This window comes from Clavibacter michiganensis (genome assembly GCF_021216655.1).
Taxonomy (GTDB): domain Bacteria; phylum Actinomycetota; class Actinomycetes; order Actinomycetales; family Microbacteriaceae; genus Clavibacter; species Clavibacter michiganensis.
In genome coordinates this window covers 42,580-64,152 of record NZ_CP080437.1, presented here as the reverse complement: position 1 = coordinate 64,152, position 21,573 = coordinate 42,580, and the positions used below count along the sequence as shown (strand labels likewise).

The 21,573-nt window shown below is 72.2% G+C and carries 18 protein-coding genes and 1 tRNA gene; 5 read left to right on the top strand and 14 right to left on the bottom strand.

Going from position 1 to position 21,573, the window contains the following annotated elements; all coding sequences use genetic code 11:
• The first annotated feature begins 60 nt into the window (after positions 1 to 60).
• The gene (gene acs / locus K0V08_RS00260; RefSeq protein ID WP_086503574.1) at positions 61 to 2,100 is read left to right on the top strand and encodes an acetate--CoA ligase; all 2,040 of its coding nucleotides are present in this window, start codon (positions 61 to 63) and stop codon (positions 2,098 to 2,100) included.
• A gap of 81 nt (positions 2,101 to 2,181) precedes the next feature.
• Here the strand turns inward: acs and K0V08_RS00255 are convergent, their stop codons facing one another.
• Together K0V08_RS00255 and K0V08_RS00250 are read right to left on the bottom strand one after the other, a co-directional pair.
• Positions 2,182 to 2,646, bottom strand: a complete 465-nt coding sequence (locus tag K0V08_RS00255; RefSeq protein WP_045529137.1) for a RidA family protein — start codon at positions 2,644 to 2,646, stop codon at positions 2,182 to 2,184.
• Positions 2,646 to 2,828, bottom strand: coding sequence for a Sp36 family protein (locus tag K0V08_RS00250; RefSeq protein ID WP_012297657.1), 183 nt, complete (start codon positions 2,826 to 2,828; stop codon positions 2,646 to 2,648). The genes K0V08_RS00255 and K0V08_RS00250 overlap by 1 nt, the downstream gene beginning before the upstream one ends.
• Before the next feature lie 105 nt (positions 2,829 to 2,933).
• Here K0V08_RS00250 and K0V08_RS00245 point away from each other — a divergent pair, with 105 nt between their 5' ends.
• The 3 genes from K0V08_RS00245 to K0V08_RS00235 all read left to right on the top strand — a co-directional run bounded on the left by K0V08_RS00245 (position 2,934) and on the right by K0V08_RS00235 (position 6,555).
• Complete coding sequence (locus K0V08_RS00245; protein WP_079532157.1) at positions 2,934 to 5,474, top strand: transglycosylase domain-containing protein; 2,541 nt, start codon at positions 2,934 to 2,936, stop codon at positions 5,472 to 5,474.
• A complete protein-coding gene (locus K0V08_RS00240; protein ID WP_079532155.1) occupies positions 5,474 to 6,418 on the top strand; it encodes a metallophosphoesterase in 945 nt (314 codons plus the stop codon). Before K0V08_RS00245 ends, K0V08_RS00240 begins: the two co-directional genes overlap by 1 nt.
• A gap of 63 nt (positions 6,419 to 6,481) precedes the next feature.
• A tRNA-Pro gene (locus K0V08_RS00235) sits at positions 6,482 to 6,555 on the top strand.
• 107 nt (positions 6,556 to 6,662) lie between these two features.
• On the opposite strand, the gene K0V08_RS00230 is transcribed toward K0V08_RS00235, so the two are convergent.
• The 4 genes from K0V08_RS00230 to K0V08_RS00215 all read right to left on the bottom strand — a co-directional run bounded on the left by K0V08_RS00230 (position 6,663) and on the right by K0V08_RS00215 (position 11,878).
• Positions 6,663 to 7,115: a hypothetical protein gene (locus K0V08_RS00230; protein ID WP_079532152.1), complete on the bottom strand. Its 453-nt coding sequence runs from the start codon at positions 7,113 to 7,115 to the stop codon at positions 6,663 to 6,665.
• A complete protein-coding gene (locus K0V08_RS00225) occupies positions 7,112 to 8,392 on the bottom strand; it encodes an acyltransferase family protein (RefSeq protein ID WP_079532150.1) in 1,281 nt (426 codons plus the stop codon). Before K0V08_RS00225 ends, K0V08_RS00230 begins: the two co-directional genes overlap by 4 nt.
• Positions 8,393 to 8,537: 145 nt before the next feature.
• Positions 8,538 to 10,772 (bottom strand): transglycosylase domain-containing protein, encoded by a 2,235-nt coding sequence (locus tag K0V08_RS00220; protein ID WP_079532147.1) that lies wholly within the window; start codon positions 10,770 to 10,772, stop codon positions 8,538 to 8,540.
• A 92-nt stretch (positions 10,773 to 10,864) separates the two neighbouring features.
• Positions 10,865 to 11,878 (bottom strand): LLM class flavin-dependent oxidoreductase, encoded by a 1,014-nt coding sequence (locus tag K0V08_RS00215; protein WP_231689090.1) that lies wholly within the window; start codon positions 11,876 to 11,878, stop codon positions 10,865 to 10,867.
• 86 nt (positions 11,879 to 11,964) lie between these two features.
• Between K0V08_RS00215 and K0V08_RS00210 the strand changes: the two genes are divergently transcribed.
• Positions 11,965 to 12,492 (top strand): VanZ family protein, encoded by a 528-nt coding sequence (locus K0V08_RS00210; RefSeq protein WP_079532142.1) that lies wholly within the window; start codon positions 11,965 to 11,967, stop codon positions 12,490 to 12,492.
• A gap of 39 nt (positions 12,493 to 12,531) precedes the next feature.
• Here the strand turns inward: K0V08_RS00210 and K0V08_RS00205 are convergent, their stop codons facing one another.
• The 8 genes from K0V08_RS00205 to K0V08_RS00170 all read right to left on the bottom strand — a co-directional run bounded on the left by K0V08_RS00205 (position 12,532) and on the right by K0V08_RS00170 (position 21,554).
• On the bottom strand, positions 12,532 to 13,074 hold the full coding sequence (locus K0V08_RS00205; RefSeq protein ID WP_174239679.1) for a sortase: 543 nt from the start codon (positions 13,072 to 13,074) through the stop codon (positions 12,532 to 12,534).
• A gap of 320 nt (positions 13,075 to 13,394) precedes the next feature.
• Positions 13,395 to 13,979 (bottom strand): hypothetical protein, encoded by a 585-nt coding sequence (locus tag K0V08_RS00200; RefSeq protein WP_012037596.1) that lies wholly within the window; start codon positions 13,977 to 13,979, stop codon positions 13,395 to 13,397.
• 87 nt (positions 13,980 to 14,066) lie between these two features.
• On the bottom strand, positions 14,067 to 15,812 hold the full coding sequence (locus K0V08_RS00195; protein ID WP_227267087.1) for a DUF4012 domain-containing protein: 1,746 nt from the start codon (positions 15,810 to 15,812) through the stop codon (positions 14,067 to 14,069).
• A 71-nt stretch (positions 15,813 to 15,883) separates the two neighbouring features.
• Positions 15,884 to 16,870: a hypothetical protein gene (locus K0V08_RS00190; protein WP_227335127.1), complete on the bottom strand. Its 987-nt coding sequence runs from the start codon at positions 16,868 to 16,870 to the stop codon at positions 15,884 to 15,886.
• Positions 16,871 to 17,175: 305 nt separating this feature from the next.
• On the bottom strand, positions 17,176 to 18,570 hold the full coding sequence (locus K0V08_RS00185; RefSeq protein WP_012037593.1) for a tyrosine-protein kinase domain-containing protein: 1,395 nt from the start codon (positions 18,568 to 18,570) through the stop codon (positions 17,176 to 17,178).
• A 355-nt stretch (positions 18,571 to 18,925) separates the two neighbouring features.
• Positions 18,926 to 19,600: a thymidine kinase gene (locus K0V08_RS00180; RefSeq protein WP_079532134.1), complete on the bottom strand. Its 675-nt coding sequence runs from the start codon at positions 19,598 to 19,600 to the stop codon at positions 18,926 to 18,928.
• The gene (locus K0V08_RS00175) at positions 19,601 to 20,299 is read right to left on the bottom strand and encodes a response regulator transcription factor (RefSeq protein WP_079532131.1); all 699 of its coding nucleotides are present in this window, start codon (positions 20,297 to 20,299) and stop codon (positions 19,601 to 19,603) included. It abuts the gene before it with no gap.
• Between the two features lie 70 nt (positions 20,300 to 20,369).
• Positions 20,370 to 21,554 (bottom strand): Rv2578c family radical SAM protein, encoded by a 1,185-nt coding sequence (locus tag K0V08_RS00170; RefSeq protein WP_079532129.1) that lies wholly within the window; start codon positions 21,552 to 21,554, stop codon positions 20,370 to 20,372.
• Positions 21,555 to 21,573: the final 19 nt, after the last annotated feature.

The window sequence follows — 21,573 nt, the reverse complement described above, 5'->3', positions numbered from 1 at the left end:
CCCTGTCGGCCGCGGTGGCGAACGGCCCACCCGCTAACGTGGGTCGCGGAGAGGATGACGATGACGATGTCCACGAACCCCCGATCGACCCAGCCCGGAGCCTCGAGCCCCGCCGCGCCCGACCAGGACGAGGAGGGGACGACCATCCCCTCGCGCCCGGCGACGACGGCGGAGCCGGGGCCCGTCCACCCGCCGTCGGAGGCGTTCCGCGCCACCCGCGTGGCCGACGAGTCCCTCGCCGCGTCCGCCGCCGCCGACCGTCTCGGCTTCTGGGCCGACCGGGCCCGCGAGCTCCTGACCTGGGAGACGCCGTTCGAGACGGTCCTCGACTGGTCGGACGCCCCCGTCGCCCGCTGGTTCCCGGAGGGCCGGCTCAACGTGGCCTACAACTGCCTCGACCGGCACGTGCTCGCCGGCCACGGAGACCGCGTCGCGCTGCACTGGGAGGGCGAGCCGGGCGACACCCGCGACCTCACGTACGCCGAGCTCACCGCGGAGGTCAAGCGCGCCGCGAACGCCCTCGGCGACCTGGGCGTCGTCGCGGGTGACCGCGTCGCGATCTACCTGCCGATGATCCCGGAGGCGGTGATCGCGATGCTGGCCGTCGCGCGCATCGGCGCCGTCCACTCCGTCGTGTTCGGCGGCTTCAGCGCCGAGAGCCTGCGCGCGCGCATCGACGACGCGGCAGCCCGCGTCGTCATCACCGCGGACGGCGGCTGGCGCAAGGGCAAGGTCTTCCCGCTCAAGCCCGCCGTGGATGCCGCGCTGGTCGGATCGGCCGGATCCGTCGAGCACGTCCTCGTCGTCAGGCGCGGCGAGAACGAGGTCGACTGGGACGAGAGCCGCGACCTCTGGTGGCACGAGCGCGTCGCGGCGGCGGACCCGGAGCACGAGGCGGAGGCGTTCGAGGCCGAGCACCCCCTCTTCATCCTCTACACGAGCGGCACGACCGGGAAGCCGAAGGGCATCCTGCACACCTCGGGCGGCTACCTCACGCAAGCCGCGTACACGCACCGCAACGTCTTCGACCTGCACCCCGAGACCGACGTCTACTGGTGCACGGCGGACGTCGGCTGGATCACCGGCCACAGCTACGTCGTCTACGGCCCGCTCGCGAACGGCGCCACGCAGGTCGTCTACGAGGGCACGCCGGACACCCCGGAGCCCGGCCGCTGGTGGGACATCGTCGAGAAGCACGGCGTCACGATCCTGTACGCGGCGCCCACCGCGATCCGCTCCTTCATGAAGACCGGCCGCGAGATCCCGGACGCGCGCGACCTCTCCTCCATCCGTCTGCTCGGCTCGGTCGGCGAGCCCATCAACCCGGAGGCGTGGCGCTGGTACCGCGACGTCATCGGCGGCGGCGACGTCCCCGTGGTCGACACGTGGTGGCAGACGGAGACCGGCGGCATCATGATCTCCGCGCTCCCCGGCATCACCGCGACGAAGCCGGGATCCGCGCAGTCGCCCATCCCCGGCATCGAGGTCGCCGTGGTCGACGACCAGGGCGAGCCCGTGTCCCGCGGCGAGAGCGGCCTCCTGGTCGTGACCGAGCCCTGGCCCGGCATGCTCCGCGGCATCTGGGGCGACCCGGAGCGCTACCGCGAGACCTACTGGGACCGCTTCGGCGACCGCTACTTCGCGGGCGACGGCGCCAGGCTCGACGAGGACGGCGACATCTGGCTGCTCGGCCGGGTGGACGACGTGATGAACGTCTCCGGCCACCGCCTGTCGACCGCGGAGATCGAGTCCTCCCTCGTCGCGCACCCGTACGTCGCCGAGGCTGCGGTCGTCGGCGCGTCCGACGAGGCGACCGGCCAGGCGGTCGTGGCCTTCGTGATCCTCCGCTCGGCCGAGGCGATCGCGCTCGGCGACGAGGACCCGAACGAGGTCCTCCGGAAGCACGTCTCCGACCAGATCGGCGCCATCGCGAAGCCGCGTCGCGTGTTCGTGGTGCATGAGCTGCCGAAGACGCGCTCGGGCAAGATCATGCGCCGGCTGCTGCGCGACGTGGCGGAGGGCCGGGCGATCGGCGACACCACCACGCTGGCGGACACACAGGTGATGCAGGTCATCTCGGACCGCATGAGCGCGGGCTGATCCGACGTCACGCCGGGACGAGAGGAGGGCCGGGTGCGATGCGCACCCGGCCCTCCCCATGTCCGCCGCGGCGGACGACGACTACTCGACGAGCGCCACCACGAGCTCGACCTCGACGGGCGAGCCGAGCGGCAGCTCCGCGACGCCCACGGCGGAGCGCGCGTGGATCCCCGCGTCGCCGAGGATCTCCCCCAGCACCTCGCTCGCGCCGTTGATGACGCCGGGCTGCCCGGTGAAGCCCTCGGCCGAGGCGACGAAGCCCGTGACCTTGATCACGCGCGCGATGCGGTCCACGCCGCCGGCCGCATCCGCCGCGGCCGCGAGCCCGTTCAGAGCGCAGGTGCGGGCGTGCGCCTTGGCGTCCTCGGCCGACACCTCGGCGCCGACCTTGCCGGTCGCGGCGAGCGCACCGTCGACGAAGGGCAGCTGGCCGCTCGTGTAGACGAGGCCGCCGTGCACGACGGCGGGGACGTAGGCGGCGACGGGCGCCGCGACCGCGGGCAGCTCGATGCCGAGCTCGGCCAGCCGATCGGAGATCGCGCCCATCAGGCGCCGTGCTCCGCGCCGGCGACCGGGCGCTTCATGTACGCGACGAGCCCACCTTCGGGGCCGGTGACGACCTGCACGAGCTCCCAGCCCTGGGATCCCCAGGTGTTGAGGATGGCGGCGGTGTTGTGGATCATCAGCGGCGTGGTGAGGTACTCCCACTGCGCGGGCGTTGCGGTCATCTCGGCTCCTTGCCGGTCGGGTCGGGGTGCATGACGGGACGGGCGCGGGCGGCCGGCGCACAGGTCTCACGGGTTCCCATACACCCTTCCCGTACTCTGGAGTCTATGTCTGCTTCCAAGAACACGCCCGGCCGCGTCGCCGCCGCGCTCACGGGCGTCCTCGGCATGAGCGCCGTGGCCGGCGTGCTGGTCGCGGCGATGGTCACCCCGGCCATCGCCGTCACGAGCCTCGCGGCCAACAACACGATCGGCCTCTTCGAGGACCTGCCGGACTACCTGCAGATCGACAACCTCGCCCAGAAGACCGAGCTGTACGCCACGCAGGGCGGCCAGCCGGTCAAGTTCGCCGAGTTCTACGCGCAGAACCGCCAGGAGGTGAGCTGGGACGAGGTCTCCGACAACGCGAAGGCCGCGGCCGTCGACACGGAGGATCCCCGCTTCTACGAGCACGGCGGCGTCGACGTGCAGTCCACGTTCCGCGCGCTCGCCCAGAACGTCATCGGCGGCGGCGTCGAGTCGGGCGCGAGCACCATCACCATGCAGTACGTGAAGAACGTGCTCGTGCAGAAGGCGGAGACGCTCGCCGAGACGGATCCGGACGCCGGCAAGAAGGCGTACGCGGAGGCGACGCAGGAGTCGACCGCCCGCAAGCTCAAGGAGATGCGGCTCGCGATCGGCCTGGAGAAGAAGTTCTCGAAGAACGACATCCTGCTCGGCTACCTCAACATCGCGAACTACGGCGGCAGCGTCTACGGCATCCAGTCGGCCGCGAAGTACTACTACGGCGTGGACGCGAAGGACCTCAGCATCGCCCAGGCCGCGAGCCTCGTCGCCACGGTCAACTACCCCACCGCCCTGCGGATCGACGAGCCCGGCAACATCAAGGCCAACCAGGAGCGCCGCGACGTCCTCATCGACAACATGCTCAAGCACCACAGCATCACGCAGGAGCAGCACGACGAGGCGATCGCCACCGCCGTCACGCCGGCGATCACGCCCTCGGTGAGCGGCTGCAACGCGGCACAGCCCGCGAGCGCCGCCTACTTCTGCGACGCGGTGAAGTACACGGTCGAGAACTCGAAGGAGTTCGGCGCGAACCCCGACGAGGCCCGCCGGAACCTCAACCGCAACGGCTACAAGATCTACACGACGCTCAACCTCGACCTGCAGGCCAAGGCCACGGACGACATGCGCAAGCAGATCCCCACCACGATGAACAGCATCAACGTCGGATCCGCGATGACCAGCGTCGAGGCGAAGACCGGCCGCGTGATCGCGATGGTGCAGAACACCGACTACGGCAACGGCGACCAGCGCGGCGTCACGAGCGTGAACTACAACACCGACCAGAACTACGGCGGCTCCGGCGGCTTCCAGGTGGGGTCGACGTACAAGCTCGTCACCCTGCTCGAATGGCTGAAGGAAGGGCACTCGGTGAACGAGGTCGTCAACTCCTCGAAGGGCACCTGGAGCGGACGCGACTTCCAGGACTCCTGCACCGGAGGCAACCTCGGCTCCGACGTCCTCAAGGTCACCAACGACGGGGCGGCCCCGGGCCCGAACCGCACGGTCATGTCCGGCACGGCGAACTCCACGAACACGGCCTTCATGGCCATGGCGAGCGAGCTCGACATGTGCGGCATCGGCCAGACCGCCAAGGACATCGGCATCCACCAGGCTGTGCCTGGCAAGCCGCTCTCCAACTACGTGTCCGACATCATCGGCTCGGGCGGCAACAACATCGCCCCTCTCACGATGGCCCAGGCCTACGCGACCGTCGCCAACAACGGCACGACGTGCGACTCGATCATGATCGACAAGGTGGTCCTCCCGGACGACACCGAGATCGCGCCCCCGTCGGCGAACTGCCGCGAGACCGTCAGCCAGGACGTCGCGCACACCGCCGCCTACGCGCTCGCGGGCGTCATGGGCGCCACTGGTGCCGCAGCCAACACGAACGACGGCACGCCCCTCATCGGCAAGACAGGTACCACGGACAAGGCGAAGGACACCTGGTTCTTGGGATCCAGCACCGAGGTCACGACGGCCATCTGGGTCGGCAGCGCCTCGGGCCAGCAGATCCAGCAGCGCATCACCAAGCTCCCGAGCGGGCAGCTGATGTCCACCGCGCGCTTCGCCGTCTGGAAGCCGTTCATGCAGGCGGTCAACGCGGTCTACAAGGGGTCGGCGTTCCCCGGCCCGGCAGCGGACCTCACGCGCACGCCGACGGTCCAGGTGCCGGACGTGTCGGGCATGTCGCCCGCCGACGCCCAGTCGGCCATCGAGGGCGCGGGCCTGACCTTCGCCCAGGGCGGCGCGCGGTCCTCCGCGAACGTTCCCGCCGGGCAGGTCGCCGGATCCGACCCGGGCGCCGGCGCCAACGCCGCCCGCGGATCCACTGTCACGGTGTTCATCAGCAGCGGGCCCGACCAGAGCCAGCAGCAGGGCACCCCGGGCACCGTGCCCAACGTGCAGGGCCAGGACATGACGGGCGCCCGCCAGACGCTCCGCTCGGCCGGCTTCGACGTCACCATGGCGCAGGAGCAGGTGCAGGACAACTCGCAGATCGGGAAGGCGACCCGCACGGATCCCGCCGCCGGTCAACAGAGCAGCGGTCCCGTGACGCTGTACATCGGACGCAGCTGATGAGCGTCGTCGGCACGATCACGCGCACCGTCGGCGGGGTCGCCGCTGCGGGCGCCGCGGTCTTCGCGTACGCGTCCTTCTACGAGCGACGCCGGTTCACCCTGCGCGAGGTCACGGTTCCGGTGCTGCCCGTCGGCGCGGACCCCATCCGGGTGCTCCACCTGTCGGACATGCACATGGCGCCGTGGCAGCACAAGAAGCAGCGGTGGGTGCGCGAGCTCGCGGAGCTGAAGCCCGACCTCGTCGTCGACACAGGCGACAACACGGGCCACGAGCAGGGCATCGTCGCGGTCGAGGAGACGCTCGAGGCCTTCCGCGGGATCCCCGGTGTCTTCGTGCACGGCTCGAACGACTACTACGGGCCGATGATGAAGAACCCGTTCAAGTACTTCACCGCCAACACGCACGCCACGCAGCGGCCCGCCGACCTCGACCTCCCCCGCCTCGAGCGGCTCTACGCGTCGCTCGGCTGGGTCGACCTCAACAACGCGGCCGGCGCGATCGAGGTCAACGGCACGCTGCTCGAGTTCTTCGGCGTGGACGACCCGCACCGCGACTTCGACCACCTCGAGGCGCTCCCCGGAGCTCTCGACGCGCTGCGCGAGGACGGGGAGGCCTACCAGGGCGCCTCGGATGCGCCGGTCGTCTCGATCGGCGTCGCGCACGCGCCCTATCGCCGGGTGCTCGACTCGTTCGTCACCAACGGCGCCCGCATGATCTTCGCCGGGCACACGCACGGCGGCCAGGTCTGCGTGCCCGGCTACGGCGCGCTCGTCACCAACTGCGACATCCCGCGCCGCCAGGTGAAGGGCCTCAGCGTCTGGCCGCACGCCGACCGGGCGTCGTTCCTCAACGTGAGCGCGGGCCTCGGCACGTCGATCTACGCACCCGTGCGCTTCGCCTGCTTCCCCGAGGCGACGCTGCTCACGCTCACCGCGGTCTGACCGCCCGCGGCGTACTCCGGACCCGTGAACATCGGGTATCGTAGATCCCGGCCCTCGGGCCATCGGGGTGTGGCGCAGTTTGGTAGCGCGCTTCGTTCGGGACGAAGAGGTCGCAGGTTCAAATCCTGTTACCCCGACACACCGCCTCCTCCGGGAGGCACAGCACGACCGGCAGCACGACGAAGGGCCGCTCCTCCGGGAGCGGCCCTTCGTCGTGCGTACGCCGTGCGATCCACGGACGGCGTCACCCCACGTGCCGCCCACGCACGCCCAGGACGACGTGGATGAGGAGCAGGATCGCGGCGGCCGGCAGAGCGGGCCCCGACAACACGAAGAGGACCAGCGGTCGCGGCTGCTCGGACACCCAGTAGCCGTACGGGCCTGCCGAGAGCGGGAACTGGGCTGCGGCGACGATGGCGCCCGCGACGACCAGCACGGGGAACGCCCACGCGGACCTCACGACGCCGAAATGGCGGAGGCACAGCACGCAGCACGAGAACGCCGCGATCACCGCGATGCCCACGGCGACGGCGACGACGACGGCAGCGTCCCTCTCGTCCTCGGTCGGCGACAACGCCTGGGAGATGAAGATGACCTCGTAGAACAGGAGCGCGACGCCGACGCACCACCATGCTCCCGCCGAGGACAGCCCGAGCCCCGTCCGCCTCTTCCGCGGGCCCGTCGAGACGTCGGTCATCGCCGCTCCTCCCGCGAGGCCGACCGCGCGCTCTCGGAGGGCGTGACGTGCCCACGGCGACGTCGCACCGATCGACGGTCGGCGTCCTTCAGCCGCAGCGCCGGCCGCTCGATCGCGTAGTACGTCGCCGCCGACAGCGAGAGCGTCACCGCCCCCACCACGAGCGTGTTGAGGGCGAAGCCGGCGAGCGTGTCCGGCAGCACGAGGCCCGCGCGGCGGAGGAAGCGGATCACCGGCAGGTGCCAGAGGTACACGCTGAACGAGATCGTGCCGAGCCAGGCGATCCACCGGAGCTCGAGGAACCGCGTCACCGGGCCGAGGGATCCCCCGCGCCGCGGCAGCGCCACGAGGAGCAACAGCGTCGCGCACGAGGCGGCCACGATGCTCTCCTCGAACGCGCCCACGGGCGCCTCGGAGGCGACGACGATGAGCGCGGCGGCGAGGATCCCGGCGGGCACGCGCCAGGCCGCGACGCGGTCGCGCAGGCCCTCGTCCGCGGACAGCGCGAGCAGGACGACGGCGGCCGCCATGCCGTAGGCGAAGAGGTCCGCGTGCACGAGGATGCTGCGGTTGGCCACGGCCTCCCACGTGACGCCCCACTCGCTCGCGAGGCGCCCGCGGTGACCGAGCGGCGCCTGCGCGATCATCGACCACACCTTGCCCCCCACCCCGATCAGCAGGAGGACGGCCGCGGGGGCGAGGGCGCGGATCCACGTCGGGCGCCCGCGAAGGAGCCGTGCAGCAAGGAGCGCGACGACGGGCAGCAGCACGTAGAAGGAGACCTCGACGGCGAGCGTCCACGCGACCTCGATGCCGCTGCGCAGCGTGCGCGGTGCGTAGCCCTGCAGCAGCAGCGCGTTCACGATCGTGTCGACCGGTCCGAGTGTGCCGACCGAGATGCCGGCGTCGCGGGTCTCGCGCGGCAGGATCGCGACGCGCAGCACGAGGCTCACGAGCAGCAGCACCACGATGTAGCCCGGGAACACACGTAGCATGCGGTTCGCGGCGTACCGCGACAGGCGCGGCATGGCGTCGCCGTCGACGAGTCCCCGCGCGAACGGCAGGAACAGCAGGAAGCCGCTCAGCACGAAGAACAGCGTGACGCCGTGGCTGAAGAACGCGACCTCGCCGACGAGCGGGACGTCGGTGGTCGGCCGGGCCAGCTGGCGCTGCACGTGGTACAGCAGCACGGCGACGGCGGCGACCCCGCGGAGCCCCTCGATGCCGGGCAGGACCGTGCGCACTCGTGCAGGTGCGGACGTCGGGGTCCCGGTCATGATGGCCTTCCCGGGTCGGTGGTCAAGCGGTCGTCCAGTCTACGAGGGGCTCGATGCGCGGGATCCGGGACCTGGCCACGCGCAGCACGACGGCCGCCGCCCGGAGGCGACGGCCGTCGGCGCGCGCTCCCCGTCGAGCGCGGGCTCACCCCTCCGCGGGAGGGGCGGGCTGGGCGGGCGCCGCCGGGGCGGCGGGCGCCTCGGGTGCCGTGGGCACCGCCGACTGCGTGGGCTTCGGTGCCGGCGGCACGTAGGGCCGCTTCGTCAGCGTGCTGCTCGGCGCGGGGAAGCCCGCGGCCGGGTAGCGGTCGTCGATGAACGTCTGCAGCGGCTTGAAGATCCGGTGACGCGCGCTGTCCGCTGCCGAGCCGTTGAGGACGTTGCGGCGCATGGACGCGAAGCCCTCGACGTTGCCGACCCAGACGGCCGTGGTGACCTCGGTCGAGGATCCCACGAACCAGGTGTCCTTCGACCGGTCGGTCGTGCCCGTCTTGCCCATGATCTCGGTGCCGTCCCGAGGGTTCGACGCCGAGCCCGTGCCGCCCATGACGGCCTTGAGCGTGAAGGCGGCCGTGTTGGCGACCTCGGGGCTCATGGCCTGCGCGCACTCGCTCTTCGGGGTCACGAGCTCCGACTCGTCCGGGAGGACGACCTTGTCGATCGCGATGGGCTTGCACATCGTGCCCTGGTTCGCCACGGAGGCGAAGGCGGTGGCCATCTGGAGCGGGGCGACCGTGTTGCCGCCCGAGCCGACGACGTCGGACGGGAAGCTCGACAGGTCGCGCTTGTCCGCGTTGTACGCGCCCATGTCGGTCGCCGTCTTGCTGATGTCGCACAGGTCGAGCTGGCTCGCCATCGCGACGAAGGCCGAGTTGACGGAGGCGACGGTGGCGGCGAGCACGTTCTGGTTCGACGTGGCGCCGGTGTTGGTGTCGTTGGTGACCTTGTAGTCCGGGGATCCGGCGAGGTTGTCGCCGCAGCGGGTGAACTCGCTGGCCGACCACGTGGTCTTCGAGGCGTTGACCGTCTGGTAGATCGACTTCCCGCTCTTCAGCCAGTCGACGAGCGTGAAGATCTTGTACGTCGATCCCACCTGGAAGCCGGCGGAGCCGCCGTGCGCCTTGTCCGCCGCGTAGTTGATCTCGGTGACGCCGGGCTGGTCCTGGGCGACGCCGTAGTCCGTGTTCTGCGCCATCGCGATGATGCGGCCGGTCTTCACCTCGCGGGAGACCACGGATCCGCCGATCTTCGTGAAGCGCGCGGTCGTCGGCACCTGCTTGCGCATCTGCTCCGCCGCGTTGCCCTGGATGTCGAGGTCGAGCGTCGTGTACACCTGCATGCCGCCGCGCTTGAGGACGGCGTCGCGCTCGGCCGGGGTCGCGCCGAACTCCGGGTTCGTGAGGATCTCGTTCTTCACGTAGTCGCAGAAGTAGGCGGCGGAGATCGGGTTGGCCTGGATGCAGCCGCTCGTGGAGGGCGTGATCGTCGGCGTGATCGCGGCGGCCGACGCCGTGTCGTACTGCTCCTGCGTGATCTTCTGCTCCTTGAGCATGTTCCGCAGCAGGAGGTCGCGGCGCTCCTTGTTGCGCTCGAGGTTGTCCGGGTTGTCGATCTTGAAGACCTCGGGCGCGTTGACCGTGGCGATCAGGCTCGCGGCCTGCTCCAGCGTGAGGTCGGCGGCGGAGACGTTGAAGTAGTAGCGCGCCGCGGATTCGATGCCGTAGACGCGGCTGCCGAAGTTCGCGATGTTGAGGTACGCGAGGAGGATCTCGTTCTTGGAGTACTTCTTCTCCACCCCGATCGCCATCCGCATCTCCTTGAGCTTGCGGGGCATGTCGGGCTGGGTGGCCTCCTTGAATGCCTTGCGGCCCTCGGCCTGCGTGGCCTCGTCGGAGGAGTCGACCATGTTCTGGGCCTTCTGGACCAGGACGTTGCGGACGTACTGCATCGTGATGGTGGAGGCCCCCGACTGGACCTCCTTGTTCAGGACGTTCTGCGCGAGCGCGCGTGCGGCCGAGAGGACGTCGACGCCGCCGTGCTCGTAGTAGCGGGGGTCCTCCGTCGCGATCGCGGCGTCCTTGGCGTACGACGAGACGGCCTCCCACGGGACCTCCTCGCGGTCCTGCGAGAAGAACTCGGCGAAGGGCACTTGGCTGTCGCCCTGCTTGGCGAACAGCACGGTCTTCTGCGCCAGGTTGTCGATCTGCAGGTTGTCGGGGATGTCCTCGAAGACGCCGATGGTGCTGTTGGCCGCGATGCCGGAGACGGCGATGGCCGGGGTCACCATGGCGGCGACGAGCACGCCGGCGATGGTGCTCATGCCGACGAGTCCGAGGAACGCGCCCAACCGGGTCGAGATGGTCAGGTCAGTTTTCCTCATGGTACGAATCTAACCCGCGCCCGGAGGCGCCACATCCGCCTCAGGGAGGGTCTCAGCTCCCCGTGGCCGAAATGTGATGAGTGCACGTACGATCAGGCGGCGCTGACCTCGCCGATGGCCAGATCGCGCACGATGCGGAGCGTCCGGATGCGGTGCTCGAGCGTCGTGGACGACGGGGCGACGATGAGCTCGTCGGCACCCGTGCTCGCGAGCAGGCGCTCGAGGCCGATCCGCACGGCCTCCGGCGAGCCGATGGCCTGCCGGCGGTCGCGCGCCCCGATGATCTCGCGCTCGAGGTCGCTGAACTCGTACGCGGCGGCCTCGGCCGGATCCACGGGCTGGGGCTTCCCGCCCTGGCGCATGCGGAGCCACGTGATGCGACCCGCGCGCGCCTCGCGCTCGACGACGTCCGGGTCCTCGTCGGCGATGACGCTCACCGCGATGGCGCTGAGCGGCGCGGCGAGGTCGTCGCTCGGCTCGAAGCGCTCGCGGTACAGCGCGAGCGCCTGCTCCGTGCGGTCGCCGGCGAAGTGGTGCGCGAAGGCGAAGCGGATCCCGAGGGCGGCGGCGACCTGCGCGGAGTAGCCGCTGGATCCCAGCAGCCACATCTGCGGGCGGTCACCGAGCCCCGGGACGGCCGTGATCCCGCGCAGCGGGTTGTCGTCCGCCATGCCGCCCGTGAAGAAGCCGACCAGGTCGACCAGCTGCTGCGGGAAGTCGTCGACGCCGAGGCCCGCCTCGCTGCGGCGGAGCGCCATCGCGGTCGCGCCGTCGGTGCCGGGGGCCCGGCCGATGCCGAGGTCGATGCGGTCGCCGTAGAGCGCGCGGAGCGTCCCGAACTGCTCGGCGACGACGAGCGGCGTGTGGTTCGGCAGCATGACGCCGCCGCTGCCGACGCGGATGGTGGAGGTGCGGGCGGCGATGCCCGCCAGGAGGACGGCCGGGGCGGAGCTCGCGATCCCCGGCATGCCGTGGTGCTCGGCCACCCAGAACCTCGAGTACCCCGCGGCCTCGGCTGCCTGCGCGAGGCGGATGCTGCCCCCGACCGCGTCGGCGTTCGTGCCGCCGAAGGGACGGGGAGCGAGGTCGAGGACGTCCAGGGGCACGCGTTCGAGGTGGGTCACCCCGGGGAGAACGGGCGCGATCCGCGACGCATTCCCCACCGGGGGCGCGTTGCTAGGCTGCGGCCCTGATGGATCCCGCCGCCCCCGCTCCCCCACCGGGCGCGACGGCCGAGGGCACCGCGACCGGCCGTTCGACCTGGGGCGCGCGGCGGGACCGCGAGCGCAGACGCATCCGCCGGCGGCAGGCGACCGCGCTGCTCCTGGCGTACGTCGCCCTGATCGGGCTGGTCACGCTCACCCCGGACAGCGTCGACCGCGGCGTGTACCCCTACCTGATGCGCGGCGTGGTGTTCGTGCAGCACCACGGGATCCCCGGGTTCCGCTACTCGATGATCGAGGAGGTCGCGAACGTCGCCCTGTTCACGCCGCTCGGCATGCTCGGCGTGCTCGCCTTCGGGGCTCCGCGCTGGTGGATCGTCGTGCTCGCCGGGACCGCCATGTCGGCCTCGGTCGAGCTCGCGCAGGGCGCGTTCCTGCCGGCGCGCGTGGCATCCGGCACCGACGTGGCGGCCAACGGCGCCGGCGCTCTCCTCGGTGCGACGGCGGCGGCGGTCATCGCGGCGCGGACGCGACGACGCGGGCGGATCCGGTCGTGATCGGATCCGCCCGCGTCGGGTCGGGAGCGGCGTCGGGCGTCAGGACGCGCGGCGACGGCGGGCCGTCGCGATGCCCGCTGCCGCGGCGCCGGCGAGGAGCAGCCCGCCGCCGGTGATCGCGAGGCCGATGGGCAGCGTGCCGCCGGTGACGGGGAGCGAGCCCGCATCCGCAGCCGTGCGGGTGCTCGCCGGGACGACGGAGACGATGCCGCACCAGTGGTCGCCCGACGCGGCGGTCTGGTTGGCGCGCCAGGTGCCGGTCGCCGTCGTCGGGACGACGAGCGTGCCGGAGACGGAGCCGTCGGCCGCCGCGGTGACGGTTGCGGCGGGATCGCCCGCGGCGGCGGGTGCGCCGGCCGCGGCGGAGAGGCGCACGGCGACGGTCTCGCCTGCGGTGAAGGATCCGGCGACGCCGGCGATCCGGACCGACTCGCCGGGGGCGACGGCGGCCGGGGTGACGGACATGCCGCTGCAGGCGACGGTGGAGTCCTTGGGGACGTAGTTCTCCGCCTGGGCGGCGACGGGGACGGAAACGGTGATCGCGAGCGCGACGAACGCGCCCGCCAGGGTCTTGGCGAGCATCTCGGGTGTGCCTTCTCTGATGCGCCCGGGACGGACGTGCGGGGGCACGACGGGTATCGCCTCGGGGCGGTGGTGTCCGCGGCGCGCGATTTCGGGTCGACGCCTTCAGGCAGACAGCGGGTCGGGTAAACCCACGTTCGAGATGCTAGCCGCGTCGGCGGCCCCTGCCGAGGCGCGCGGGCGGGATCGGCCCCGGACTGGGGTCAACCGCCGCCCGGTCACGGCGCCCGGAGACGGCGGAAGGCCCCGAGGCGGATGCCTCGGGGCCTTCCGTCACCGGACTCCGGGAGGGAGTCAGGCGACGCTGTCCGTGATGGTGATCAGGCCGTGGCGCGCTGGCGACGGACCGTGGCGAGCACGACCACGAGAGCCGCACCGAGCAGCAGCAGGCCGCCGCCGGTCCAGATGAGGACGACGGGCAGCTGGCCACCCGTGACGGGGAGGCCCGCGGCGCCGTCGGCGCTGGAGCCACCGGTCGCGGTGCCGTTGCCGGCGGCCGCGACGACCGAGATGGTCGTGGAGACGGTGTTGCCCTGGGCGTCCGTGCCGGTGAGGGCGTAGGAGCCCGAGGCGGAACCGGCGGGCAGCGTGACGGTGACGCGGAGGCTGCCGTCGTTGGCCGAGGTCTTGGTGATGGAGTTGGTCGTCACGGCCATGGGGGCCGTGCGGAAGGAGGCGAGCGTGGCGTTGGCCGCGTCCTCGCCGGTGATGGTGATGGTGACGGCGCTGACGGGAGCGAACGAACCGGGCCCGAAGGACAGGACGGTGCTCTCGCCGGGCGCGACGGTCGGGTCGCTGACGGAGACGCCGCCCTCGGGCGTGTACGGGTCCGCGTTGGCGGCGGTGGCGACGGTGAACGTCGCGGCGAGGGCGATGGCCGCCCCGGCGAGGATCTTCTTGAGCATGTGGTTCCCCCAGTGTGAGTTGCGCGTGGTGCATAGGGGCCACTAGCGGACTCGGGTCCGCCGTCGATCATTCCCCCACTGAGGAGACTACTGGGATGGGTCGCACGACAGGGAGCGGAACTCTGTCGCGATCGTGTCAATTACCGGGGTGGTCACGATCGAGAGGGGCGTGTCGGTCTTTTTGTCCCCCAGCGTGTCCACCGATATGCGGACCTCCTGACCGGGCTTCAGCGTCACCTCGACCTGCGCGACGGCCCGCCCGCCCACGATCTCCGGCTGGAACTGCGTCTCCTGGCCGTCGATGTGCACCCGCAGCGGAACCGTGCCAGGGGGACCGTACACCGCCACGCGCGTCTTGACGTCACCGGGCGCGACGCCGTACACGCCTCCGCCCGTGACCACGAAGGGCAGCGAGGCCGCGTCGGCCGGCGCCGTGGACCCGAGGATCACCTCGGTGCGGTAGTCCGGCCTGCCGTCGTCCCGGCACATGGCCATCGCGAGCGTGGTCCGCAGCGAGAGGAAGTAGTCCATCTTCGCGCCGGTCGAGTCGTTGAGGAACACGCCGAAGACCGTCGACTCGTCGTTGTCGGCGGGCAGCGAGCCCTGGAACGTGGTGCCGTCGAGGGTCGCCTGCTCGTCGGCGCGGGAGTTCCAGATCAGGATGCGACGCTCCTCGGCGGCGTGCCCCAGCGCCTTCACGAGCGCGGCCGGATCCACGTCACCGGAGGAGACCTTCGCGAACACCGAGTCGGCGACGCTCGCGAAGACCGCGTCCTGGACGTCCGGGTCCGGGTAGCGCAGGTAGACGTCGTGCAGGAGCAGGTCGACGGCGTCGTCGGATCGCAGCACGTCGCCGGTCGCGAGCGTGATGGGTCCGGTGGCCTCGAGCAGGTACGAGAGGGCGACCGGGTCGATGCTGATCACGCCGTCGACAGCCTGGCCGTGCTTGAGCCGCCACATCTCGGCGGCGAGCGGCGCGGCCTGGGGGAACTCGGGCGTCAGCGTGACGTCCTGCATGTAGCGGCCGGTGATGGTGCCGTAGAGGCCGGCGGTCTGGGGATCCAGCGGCAGGGCGGGCTCCGCGAGGCGCGGGAACGCGCGCGCCGAGTCCTGGCCGGCGAGCGAGAACGCACCGCCGCCCGTGCGGACGAGCGCCAGGGCGCCGGGGATGCCGCCGGTGGAGCGCACCTCGGCGTTGTTCTGGAACATGAGCAGGTAGCTGCGGTCGCCGTCGGCGCCGAGCATTGCAGGCGCGAGGTCGGTGACGTGGCGCACGACGGCGAGGGTCTCCGCGGCCTTGCCCACCGTCTCCTCCAGGCGCCCTACCGCGTCGGCGACCGGGCGGATGGTGCTGCCGGTGTCGATGGCCGTCACGTCGGTCAGCGCCGCGTCGAGCGCGTCGTCGGCCTGGCGGACGGGCTCCTGCGCGGCCACGATCGGGTCCAGGTCGAGCCGCCCGTCCTTCGGCGTGAGGCTCGCGACGTCGAGCGTGCCGGCGATGCCGACGACGGGCTGCAGCGCGTCTCCGCCGATCCGGTCGACGATGCCGGAGATCTCGCGGAAGGCGCGGAGGTTGGGACCCACGAACGGCACGTGCTCGGTGACGGCCCAGATCGGATCCCCCGTGAGCGACACCGCGCGCGCGGAATGATCGCGCAGCTGCGCGACGTCCGCCGACGCTCCCGCGGAGTCGCCCGCCAGGAGGTCGCTCTGCACGGAGGACGCGAGCGGCACCGCCTGCTCGAGCTCCCCGCGCGCGAGGAGGGCGCGGGCGGCGACCCACGCGATCCAGAGGACGAGGATGACGGCGATCGCGGCGCCGGCGACCGTCACGACACGGCGACGCGTCCAGGGGCGCCGAGCACGGCGTCGACGCGGCGACCGCGCGAGGCCGGTCGCCGAGGTCACCAGGTGGCCCCGCCGTCGGCGGAGATGCTGACGGAGTCGTCGCCGGTGAGCAGCCAGACGTCGCGACCCGCGGCCGAGAGGGCGACGGATCCGCTGGTGGGCGCGGCTGCCGCGCAGCCGAGGACGCTCACGGCGCCCGAGGCCGGGACGATGCGGCCGACGCTCGTGCCCGCGCAGGATCCGGCGGTGCCCGCCGTGAGGATGCCGTCCGTGCCGAGCGCGAGCGCGAGGACGCCGGGGGCGTCGATCAGGCGGAAGTCGCCGCTGCCCGAGCGGATGTGCAGCGCGCCGGATCCGCAGAGGACGGCGGCGGCCTGGCCGCTGTCGACGACCTGGACCGCGTCGTCGCACGGAGCGTCCCGCGGGCCCTGGACGAGCTGCACCGTGCCGGGCTGTGCCGGGTCGACGTACGCGGTCGTCGCCGTGAGCGCGGGCGCGTCGCGCCAGAACTCGCCGCCCGTGAAGCTCTGGAGCGTGGTGCGGGTGCACGCGGCGGTCACGTCGGCGACGATGCTGCCGACGTCCGGGCTCTCCACCTGCAGGGCGAGGATCCGGCGCGCGTCGAAGGAGCCCGTCGAGCGGGTGTCCCAGGTGCGGCCCTCGTCGATGGTGGTCTGGATGCGGGCGGGCTCGCCCGCGCAGGAGCCGCCCGTGGTGCGCCAGGCGACCTCGGCGTTCCCCGCCGCGAGGAAGACGGTGGGCGCGGCCACGGTCGTGCTCGCGGTGGCGCTCGGCGCGGGCGTCGGGCTCGCGGCGGCGTCGGTGCTGGTGGCGGACGGCGCGGGCGCTGCGGTGCCCTCGTCGGCGGATCCCCCGCCGGTGCGGGTCACCGCGGCCGAGACGAGGATCAGGTCGATGACGAGGAAGGCGACCACCGCGGTGACGCCGACCCCGGGGATCATGCGGCCGAGCGACGGACGAGGGCGCCGGGTGCGCCCCGTGACGGCCATGGGCTTCCGGCCGTCGGGCGTCGACCTAGCCACGCGCGGCACCCGCGGATCGAGGGGCGCGGTGGTCGGACGGGCGTCGTCGCAGGCGGCGCGGTGGCGCCTCGGCGTGAGCCGACATGGTGTCTCCCGGTGTGGCGGGCATCGTGCGGCGCGCGGGCGGCCCACCCTCGCGGGCGACCGGATCCGGTCCGCGCCCCGCCGACGAGCCGCGACCCGCTCCTCCGGTGGAGCACGGGCCGCCGATCCGCGCGACGGGAGATGCGGGGTCTAGCGGTGGTGTCATCCGGATCGTACAGGCCCCCGCGGGACCAGCCGGGACGACACGGGTCGGCGGCGGGTCAGGGAGCGGCCGGGCTCGTGGTCTCGGCGCTCTCGGGGCGCACGTACGAGTAGCCGTACTGGCCGTACCCGTAGGCGTCGGGGCCCTTGGTCGGGAGCATGGTCAGCACGACGCCGAGCACCTCGGCGCCGACGCTGTTCAGCGACTCGATGGCGGCGTGGACCTGGCCCCGGTGCGCGCGACCGGACGACACGATGAGGATCGCCCCGCCCGCGCTCTTCGACAGCACGGCGCTGTCGGTGACGGGGAGGAGGGGCGGCGCGTCGATGAGCACGGTGTCGAACTCCGCCTCGAGCTCCTTGAGGAGCGTGACCATGGTGCGCGATCCGAGCAGCTCGCTCGGGTTCGGCGGGATCTGCCCGGCCGGCAGCACGAACATGTTGCGGTTGCCCCACGGCTGCAGGACGTCCTTCAGCTCCGCGCGGCCGATGAGCACGTCGGTGAGCCCGACCGCGCCCTCGAGCCCGAGGTAGGACGCGAGCTTGGGACGGCGCAGGTCGGCGTCGATGACCGCGACCCGGGCGCCCGCGTCGCTCAGGGCGATGGCGAGGTTGGCGCTCGTGGTGGACTTGCCCTCGGACTCCACCGCGCTCGTGATGACGAAGCTGCGCGCGCGTCCGCCGAAGTCGAGGAACTGCAGATTCGTGCGCAGGCTGCGGAAGGACTCGGCGCGCGGGCTGCGCGGATCCGACTGCACGATGAGCGGGCGCTCCTTGGCCTTCGGGTCGTAGGCGATGCCGCCGAGGATGGGGGCGTGCGTGACGAGGCGCAGGTCGCGCTCGCCGCGGATCCGCGTGTCGAGCGTGGCGCGCAGCACGGCCGCCGCGACTCCGAGCGCGAGGCCGATGAGACCGCCCAGCGCGAGGTTCAGCGGGACCTGCGGGGACACGGGCGATGCCGGGATCCGCGCCTCCTGCAGGGTGGTGATCTTCACCTGCGGCTGGCCGTTGACGTCGAGCGGCGTGAGCTCGGCGACGAAGTCGGTGAAGCTCCGGGCCACCGCGTTCGCGATGGTGGCGGCCGACTCGGCCTGCTCGTCCTCGACGGAGATCTGGATGATGACGGTGTCGGCCGCCGCGGTCGCGGTGACCTTCGGGGCCAGCGAGTCCGCGGTCGCGTCGAGGCCCAGCTGGGCGATGACCGGCTCGAGCACCGCGGGCGTCGCCACCACGTCCGCGTAGCTCTTGACCGCCTGCTGTGTGAACGTGCTGCCCTGGCTCAGGTCCTGCACGGTGCCGGCCGACTGCGTCGAGACGAACACCTTGGACGACGCCCGGTACTCGGGCGTCTGCACGAGCGAGTAGCCGGCCGCGGCGCCCACGCCGAGCAGCAGGACCAGCAGGATGAGCACCCACGACCGTCGCAGGATCCGGATGTATTCACGCAGTTCCACAGGCGATCCCCCTCGTCGATGGAGCGCCCCCCAGCGGCGCTCGAGCCCCATGCTCCCACAGCCGCGGACCCGTTCCGGTTCCCCGGAGCGGGGAATGACGCCCCGCGGATGACGCCCCAGCATCTGGGGCGGACCCATGGTGGGACGGTCGGTCTAGCGTGGATGCGGGTCAGGCCACCCACCTGCCCCATGCGCATGGCCGCCCGCTCACCCGAAGACGAGGTCCGCCCCCATGCTCGACGCCTGCGTCGCCCTCCTGCCGCTCGTGACCCTGCTGACGACGGGGGTCCTCACCGCGTACGGCCTCCGCTACCTGCGCGACTGACGAACCGCGCCGCCGGGCGACCGGGGCGGATCAGGCGAAGTCCGCGTCGGGACCCGCGGGGTAGCCGAAGGCCGACGCGCTCGCCTCGACGGGCCGGCCGCTCGTGAGCACTCCCCCGCTCTCCGCGAGGTAGCAGGCGCCGCAGAGCGACATGTACGTGACGTCCTCGCCGTCGATCGCGACCTGGTCGCCGGCGAAGATGAACCGCTCGCCGACCTGGCGCGCGTTGAAGACGGCCTTGCGACCGCAACGGCAGATGGTCTTCATCTCCTCCAGGCTGTGCGCGATCTCCAGCAGCCGCCGGCTCCCCGGGAACGCGACCGTCTGGAAGTCGGTGCGGATCCCGTACGCGATGACGGGCACGTCCTGCAGGATCGCGATGCGCAGCAGGTCGTCCACCTGCGACTCGCGGAGGAACTGCGCCTCGTCGACGAGGAGGCACGCCGTCGGGCCGCCGTTCTCCAGCAGGACGCGCTCGCGGTGGATCCCGAACTCCTGCCAGACGTCCGCGTCGGGCTCGAGGAGGAAGTCCACCGGGCGACGGACGCCGAGGCGGGACACGATGTCGCGGTCGCCCTTGGTGTCGATCACGGGCTTCGTGAGCAGCACGTGCTGCCCGCGCTCCTCGTAGTTGTAGGCGGCCTGGAGCATCGAGGTGCTCTTGCCGCTGTTCATCGCGCCGAAACGGAAGTAGAGCTTGGCCATCTACCGAAGGTAGCCGTCCTCGGTGGCGCGATCGATCAGGTCGGAGCGACGGCCCGCGATCCTCCCGACGAGGCGGTACTTCGCGCGGACGCGACGGAGGTACGTCTTCGCGGTCTCGTACTGGACGTTCATCGCCGTGGCGACGGCCAGGGTCGACCGACCCGTGACGTAGAGGCGGAGCGCCTGCTCCTCGCCCTGGCTGAGGCGGGGGCTCGCGAAGGCGCGTGCGCCGCCCTCGCCAGTCGCCCCGTCCTCGCGCCGCTGCCCGGACCGGGATCCCGCGGCGACCGCACGCACCGCGGCCACGATGTCCGCGGCGGGGACGGGCCCGGTCAGCAGAGCGGCGGCCCCCGCGTCCACCACGCGACGACGCACCTCCTCGGCGCCCGAACGCGACAGGACCACGACCGCTGCCCCCGCCGCGCGGCAGGAGCGGATCCGGCCCTCGAGGCTGACGGCGTCGGCGAGGTCGTAGTCGACGACCACGACGTCCGTCGGGAAGCGCGGCGAGCGCACCAGCTGGAGCCAGCCCGTCGTGCTCACCACGACGTCGATCTCGGGAGCCCGGCGGCGGAGGATCGCGCAGACCTCGTCCAGCGCGGACTCGTGGCCCATGAGCACGCCGACGCGCACGGGCTGCGGCGACGACCGCCCGGAGGCGTCGCGCGTGCCCGCCCCGGGGTCGCGCAGGGTGGTCATGTCAGAACTGTAGCCAGGGGGCGCACCCGGACGGCATCCGCGGGCGTGGGTGGACACCCCGCGCGGCGCGTCAGAACAGCGTGGCCTGCGTCGTGGAGGCGGCGGGCAGCGCCGCGGCGACCAGCGGGCCGGGCGTGGGCGCCTGGGTCCAGCTGCCGCGACCGCGCGCCGTGCTGGCGCGGCTGTCCGCGCCCTCCTGGCTCCAGCCGGGACGCTGCCGGCCGCCGACCGGGGCGCGTGCGGCCTCGACGCCGGGGAGGTCGGCGCGCGACAGCACGCCGCCGGTGCGCGGATCCACCCGCCCGCCGCCGAGCCCGTGCCGGCGGACCAGCGGATCCATGCGCGCCTTCAGCCACGACCGGTACGCCTGCGGGGCGTACGCGCCGCGCGCGTAGAGGTCGAGGTAGCGGCCCACGAGATCCGGGCGCTCGCGCTCGAGCCACTGGAGGTACCACTCCTTCACGCCGGGCTTCAGGTACAGCGCGGAGTAGAGGACGCGCGTGCCGCCGGCCTCGCGGATGCGCGTGAGCGCGTGGTCGAGGTGCTCCACGCCGTCCGTGAGCATGGGCAGGATCGGCATCATGAAGACGGTGCAGTCGAGGCCCGCATCGCGGATCGCCGTGACCGTCGCGAGCCGCGCCGTCGTCGTGGGGGTGCCGGGCTCCACCGACTGCTGCAGCTCGTCGTCGAGCACGGCGATGCTCATCGCGAGGTCGACGGGCACGCTCGTCGACGCCTCGGCGAGCAGCGGGAGGTCGCGGCGCAGGAGCGTGCCCTTGGTGAGGATGGACAGCGGCGTGCCCGACGACGCGAGCGCCGCGATGATGCCGGGCATGAGCGCGTAGCGGCCCTCGGCCCGCTGGTACGGATCGGTGTTGGTGCCGAGCGCCACGGCGTCGTGCGTCCACGTGGGCTTCGCGAGCTCGCGGGCCAGCACCTCGGCGACGTTGACCTTGACGACGATCTGGTCGTCGAAGTCGCGGCCTCCGTCGAGGTCGAGGTACTCGTGGGTGGGGCGCGCGAAGCAGTAGACGCAGGCGTGCGTGCACCCGCGGTAGGGGTTGATGGTCCAGCCGTACGGCATGACCTTCGACTCCCCCGGCACGCGGTTGAGGGCCGACTTGGCGAGCACCTCGTGGAACGTGACGCCCTGGAACTCCGGGGTGCGGACGCTCTGCACGAGGTTGCTCAGGCGGGCGAGCCCGGGGAGCGCGTCCGCGCTCGCCTCGGACAGCCTCTGCGCGCTCCATCTCATGCGTCCATTCGAACACACA

Excerpts from the sequence above, each read along its gene's own strand:
- acs (WP_086503574.1), top strand. The coding sequence starts at position 61 with ATGACGATGTCCACGAACCCCCGATCGACCCAGCCCGGAGCCTCGAGC.
- K0V08_RS00255 (WP_045529137.1), bottom strand. The coding sequence starts at position 2,646 with ATGGGCGCGATCTCCGATCGGCTGGCCGAGCTCGGCATCGAGCTGCCC.
- K0V08_RS00250 (WP_012297657.1), bottom strand. The coding sequence starts at position 2,828 with ATGACCGCAACGCCCGCGCAGTGGGAGTACCTCACCACGCCGCTGATG.
- K0V08_RS00245 (WP_079532157.1), top strand. The coding sequence starts at position 2,934 with ATGTCTGCTTCCAAGAACACGCCCGGCCGCGTCGCCGCCGCGCTCACG.
- K0V08_RS00240 (WP_079532155.1), top strand. The coding sequence starts at position 5,474 with ATGAGCGTCGTCGGCACGATCACGCGCACCGTCGGCGGGGTCGCCGCT.
- K0V08_RS00230 (WP_079532152.1), bottom strand. The coding sequence starts at position 7,115 with ATGACCGACGTCTCGACGGGCCCGCGGAAGAGGCGGACGGGGCTCGGG.
- K0V08_RS00225 (WP_079532150.1), bottom strand. The coding sequence starts at position 8,392 with ATGACCGGGACCCCGACGTCCGCACCTGCACGAGTGCGCACGGTCCTG.
- K0V08_RS00220 (WP_079532147.1), bottom strand. The coding sequence starts at position 10,772 with ATGAGGAAAACTGACCTGACCATCTCGACCCGGTTGGGCGCGTTCCTC.
- K0V08_RS00210 (WP_079532142.1), top strand. The coding sequence starts at position 11,965 with ATGGATCCCGCCGCCCCCGCTCCCCCACCGGGCGCGACGGCCGAGGGC.
- K0V08_RS00205 (WP_174239679.1), bottom strand. The coding sequence starts at position 13,074 with ATGCTCGCCAAGACCCTGGCGGGCGCGTTCGTCGCGCTCGCGATCACC.
- K0V08_RS00200 (WP_012037596.1), bottom strand. The coding sequence starts at position 13,979 with ATGCTCAAGAAGATCCTCGCCGGGGCGGCCATCGCCCTCGCCGCGACG.
- K0V08_RS00180 (WP_079532134.1), bottom strand. The coding sequence starts at position 19,600 with ATGGCCAAGCTCTACTTCCGTTTCGGCGCGATGAACAGCGGCAAGAGC.
- K0V08_RS00175 (WP_079532131.1), bottom strand. The coding sequence starts at position 20,299 with ATGACCACCCTGCGCGACCCCGGGGCGGGCACGCGCGACGCCTCCGGG.
- K0V08_RS00170 (WP_079532129.1), bottom strand. The coding sequence starts at position 21,554 with ATGAGATGGAGCGCGCAGAGGCTGTCCGAGGCGAGCGCGGACGCGCTC.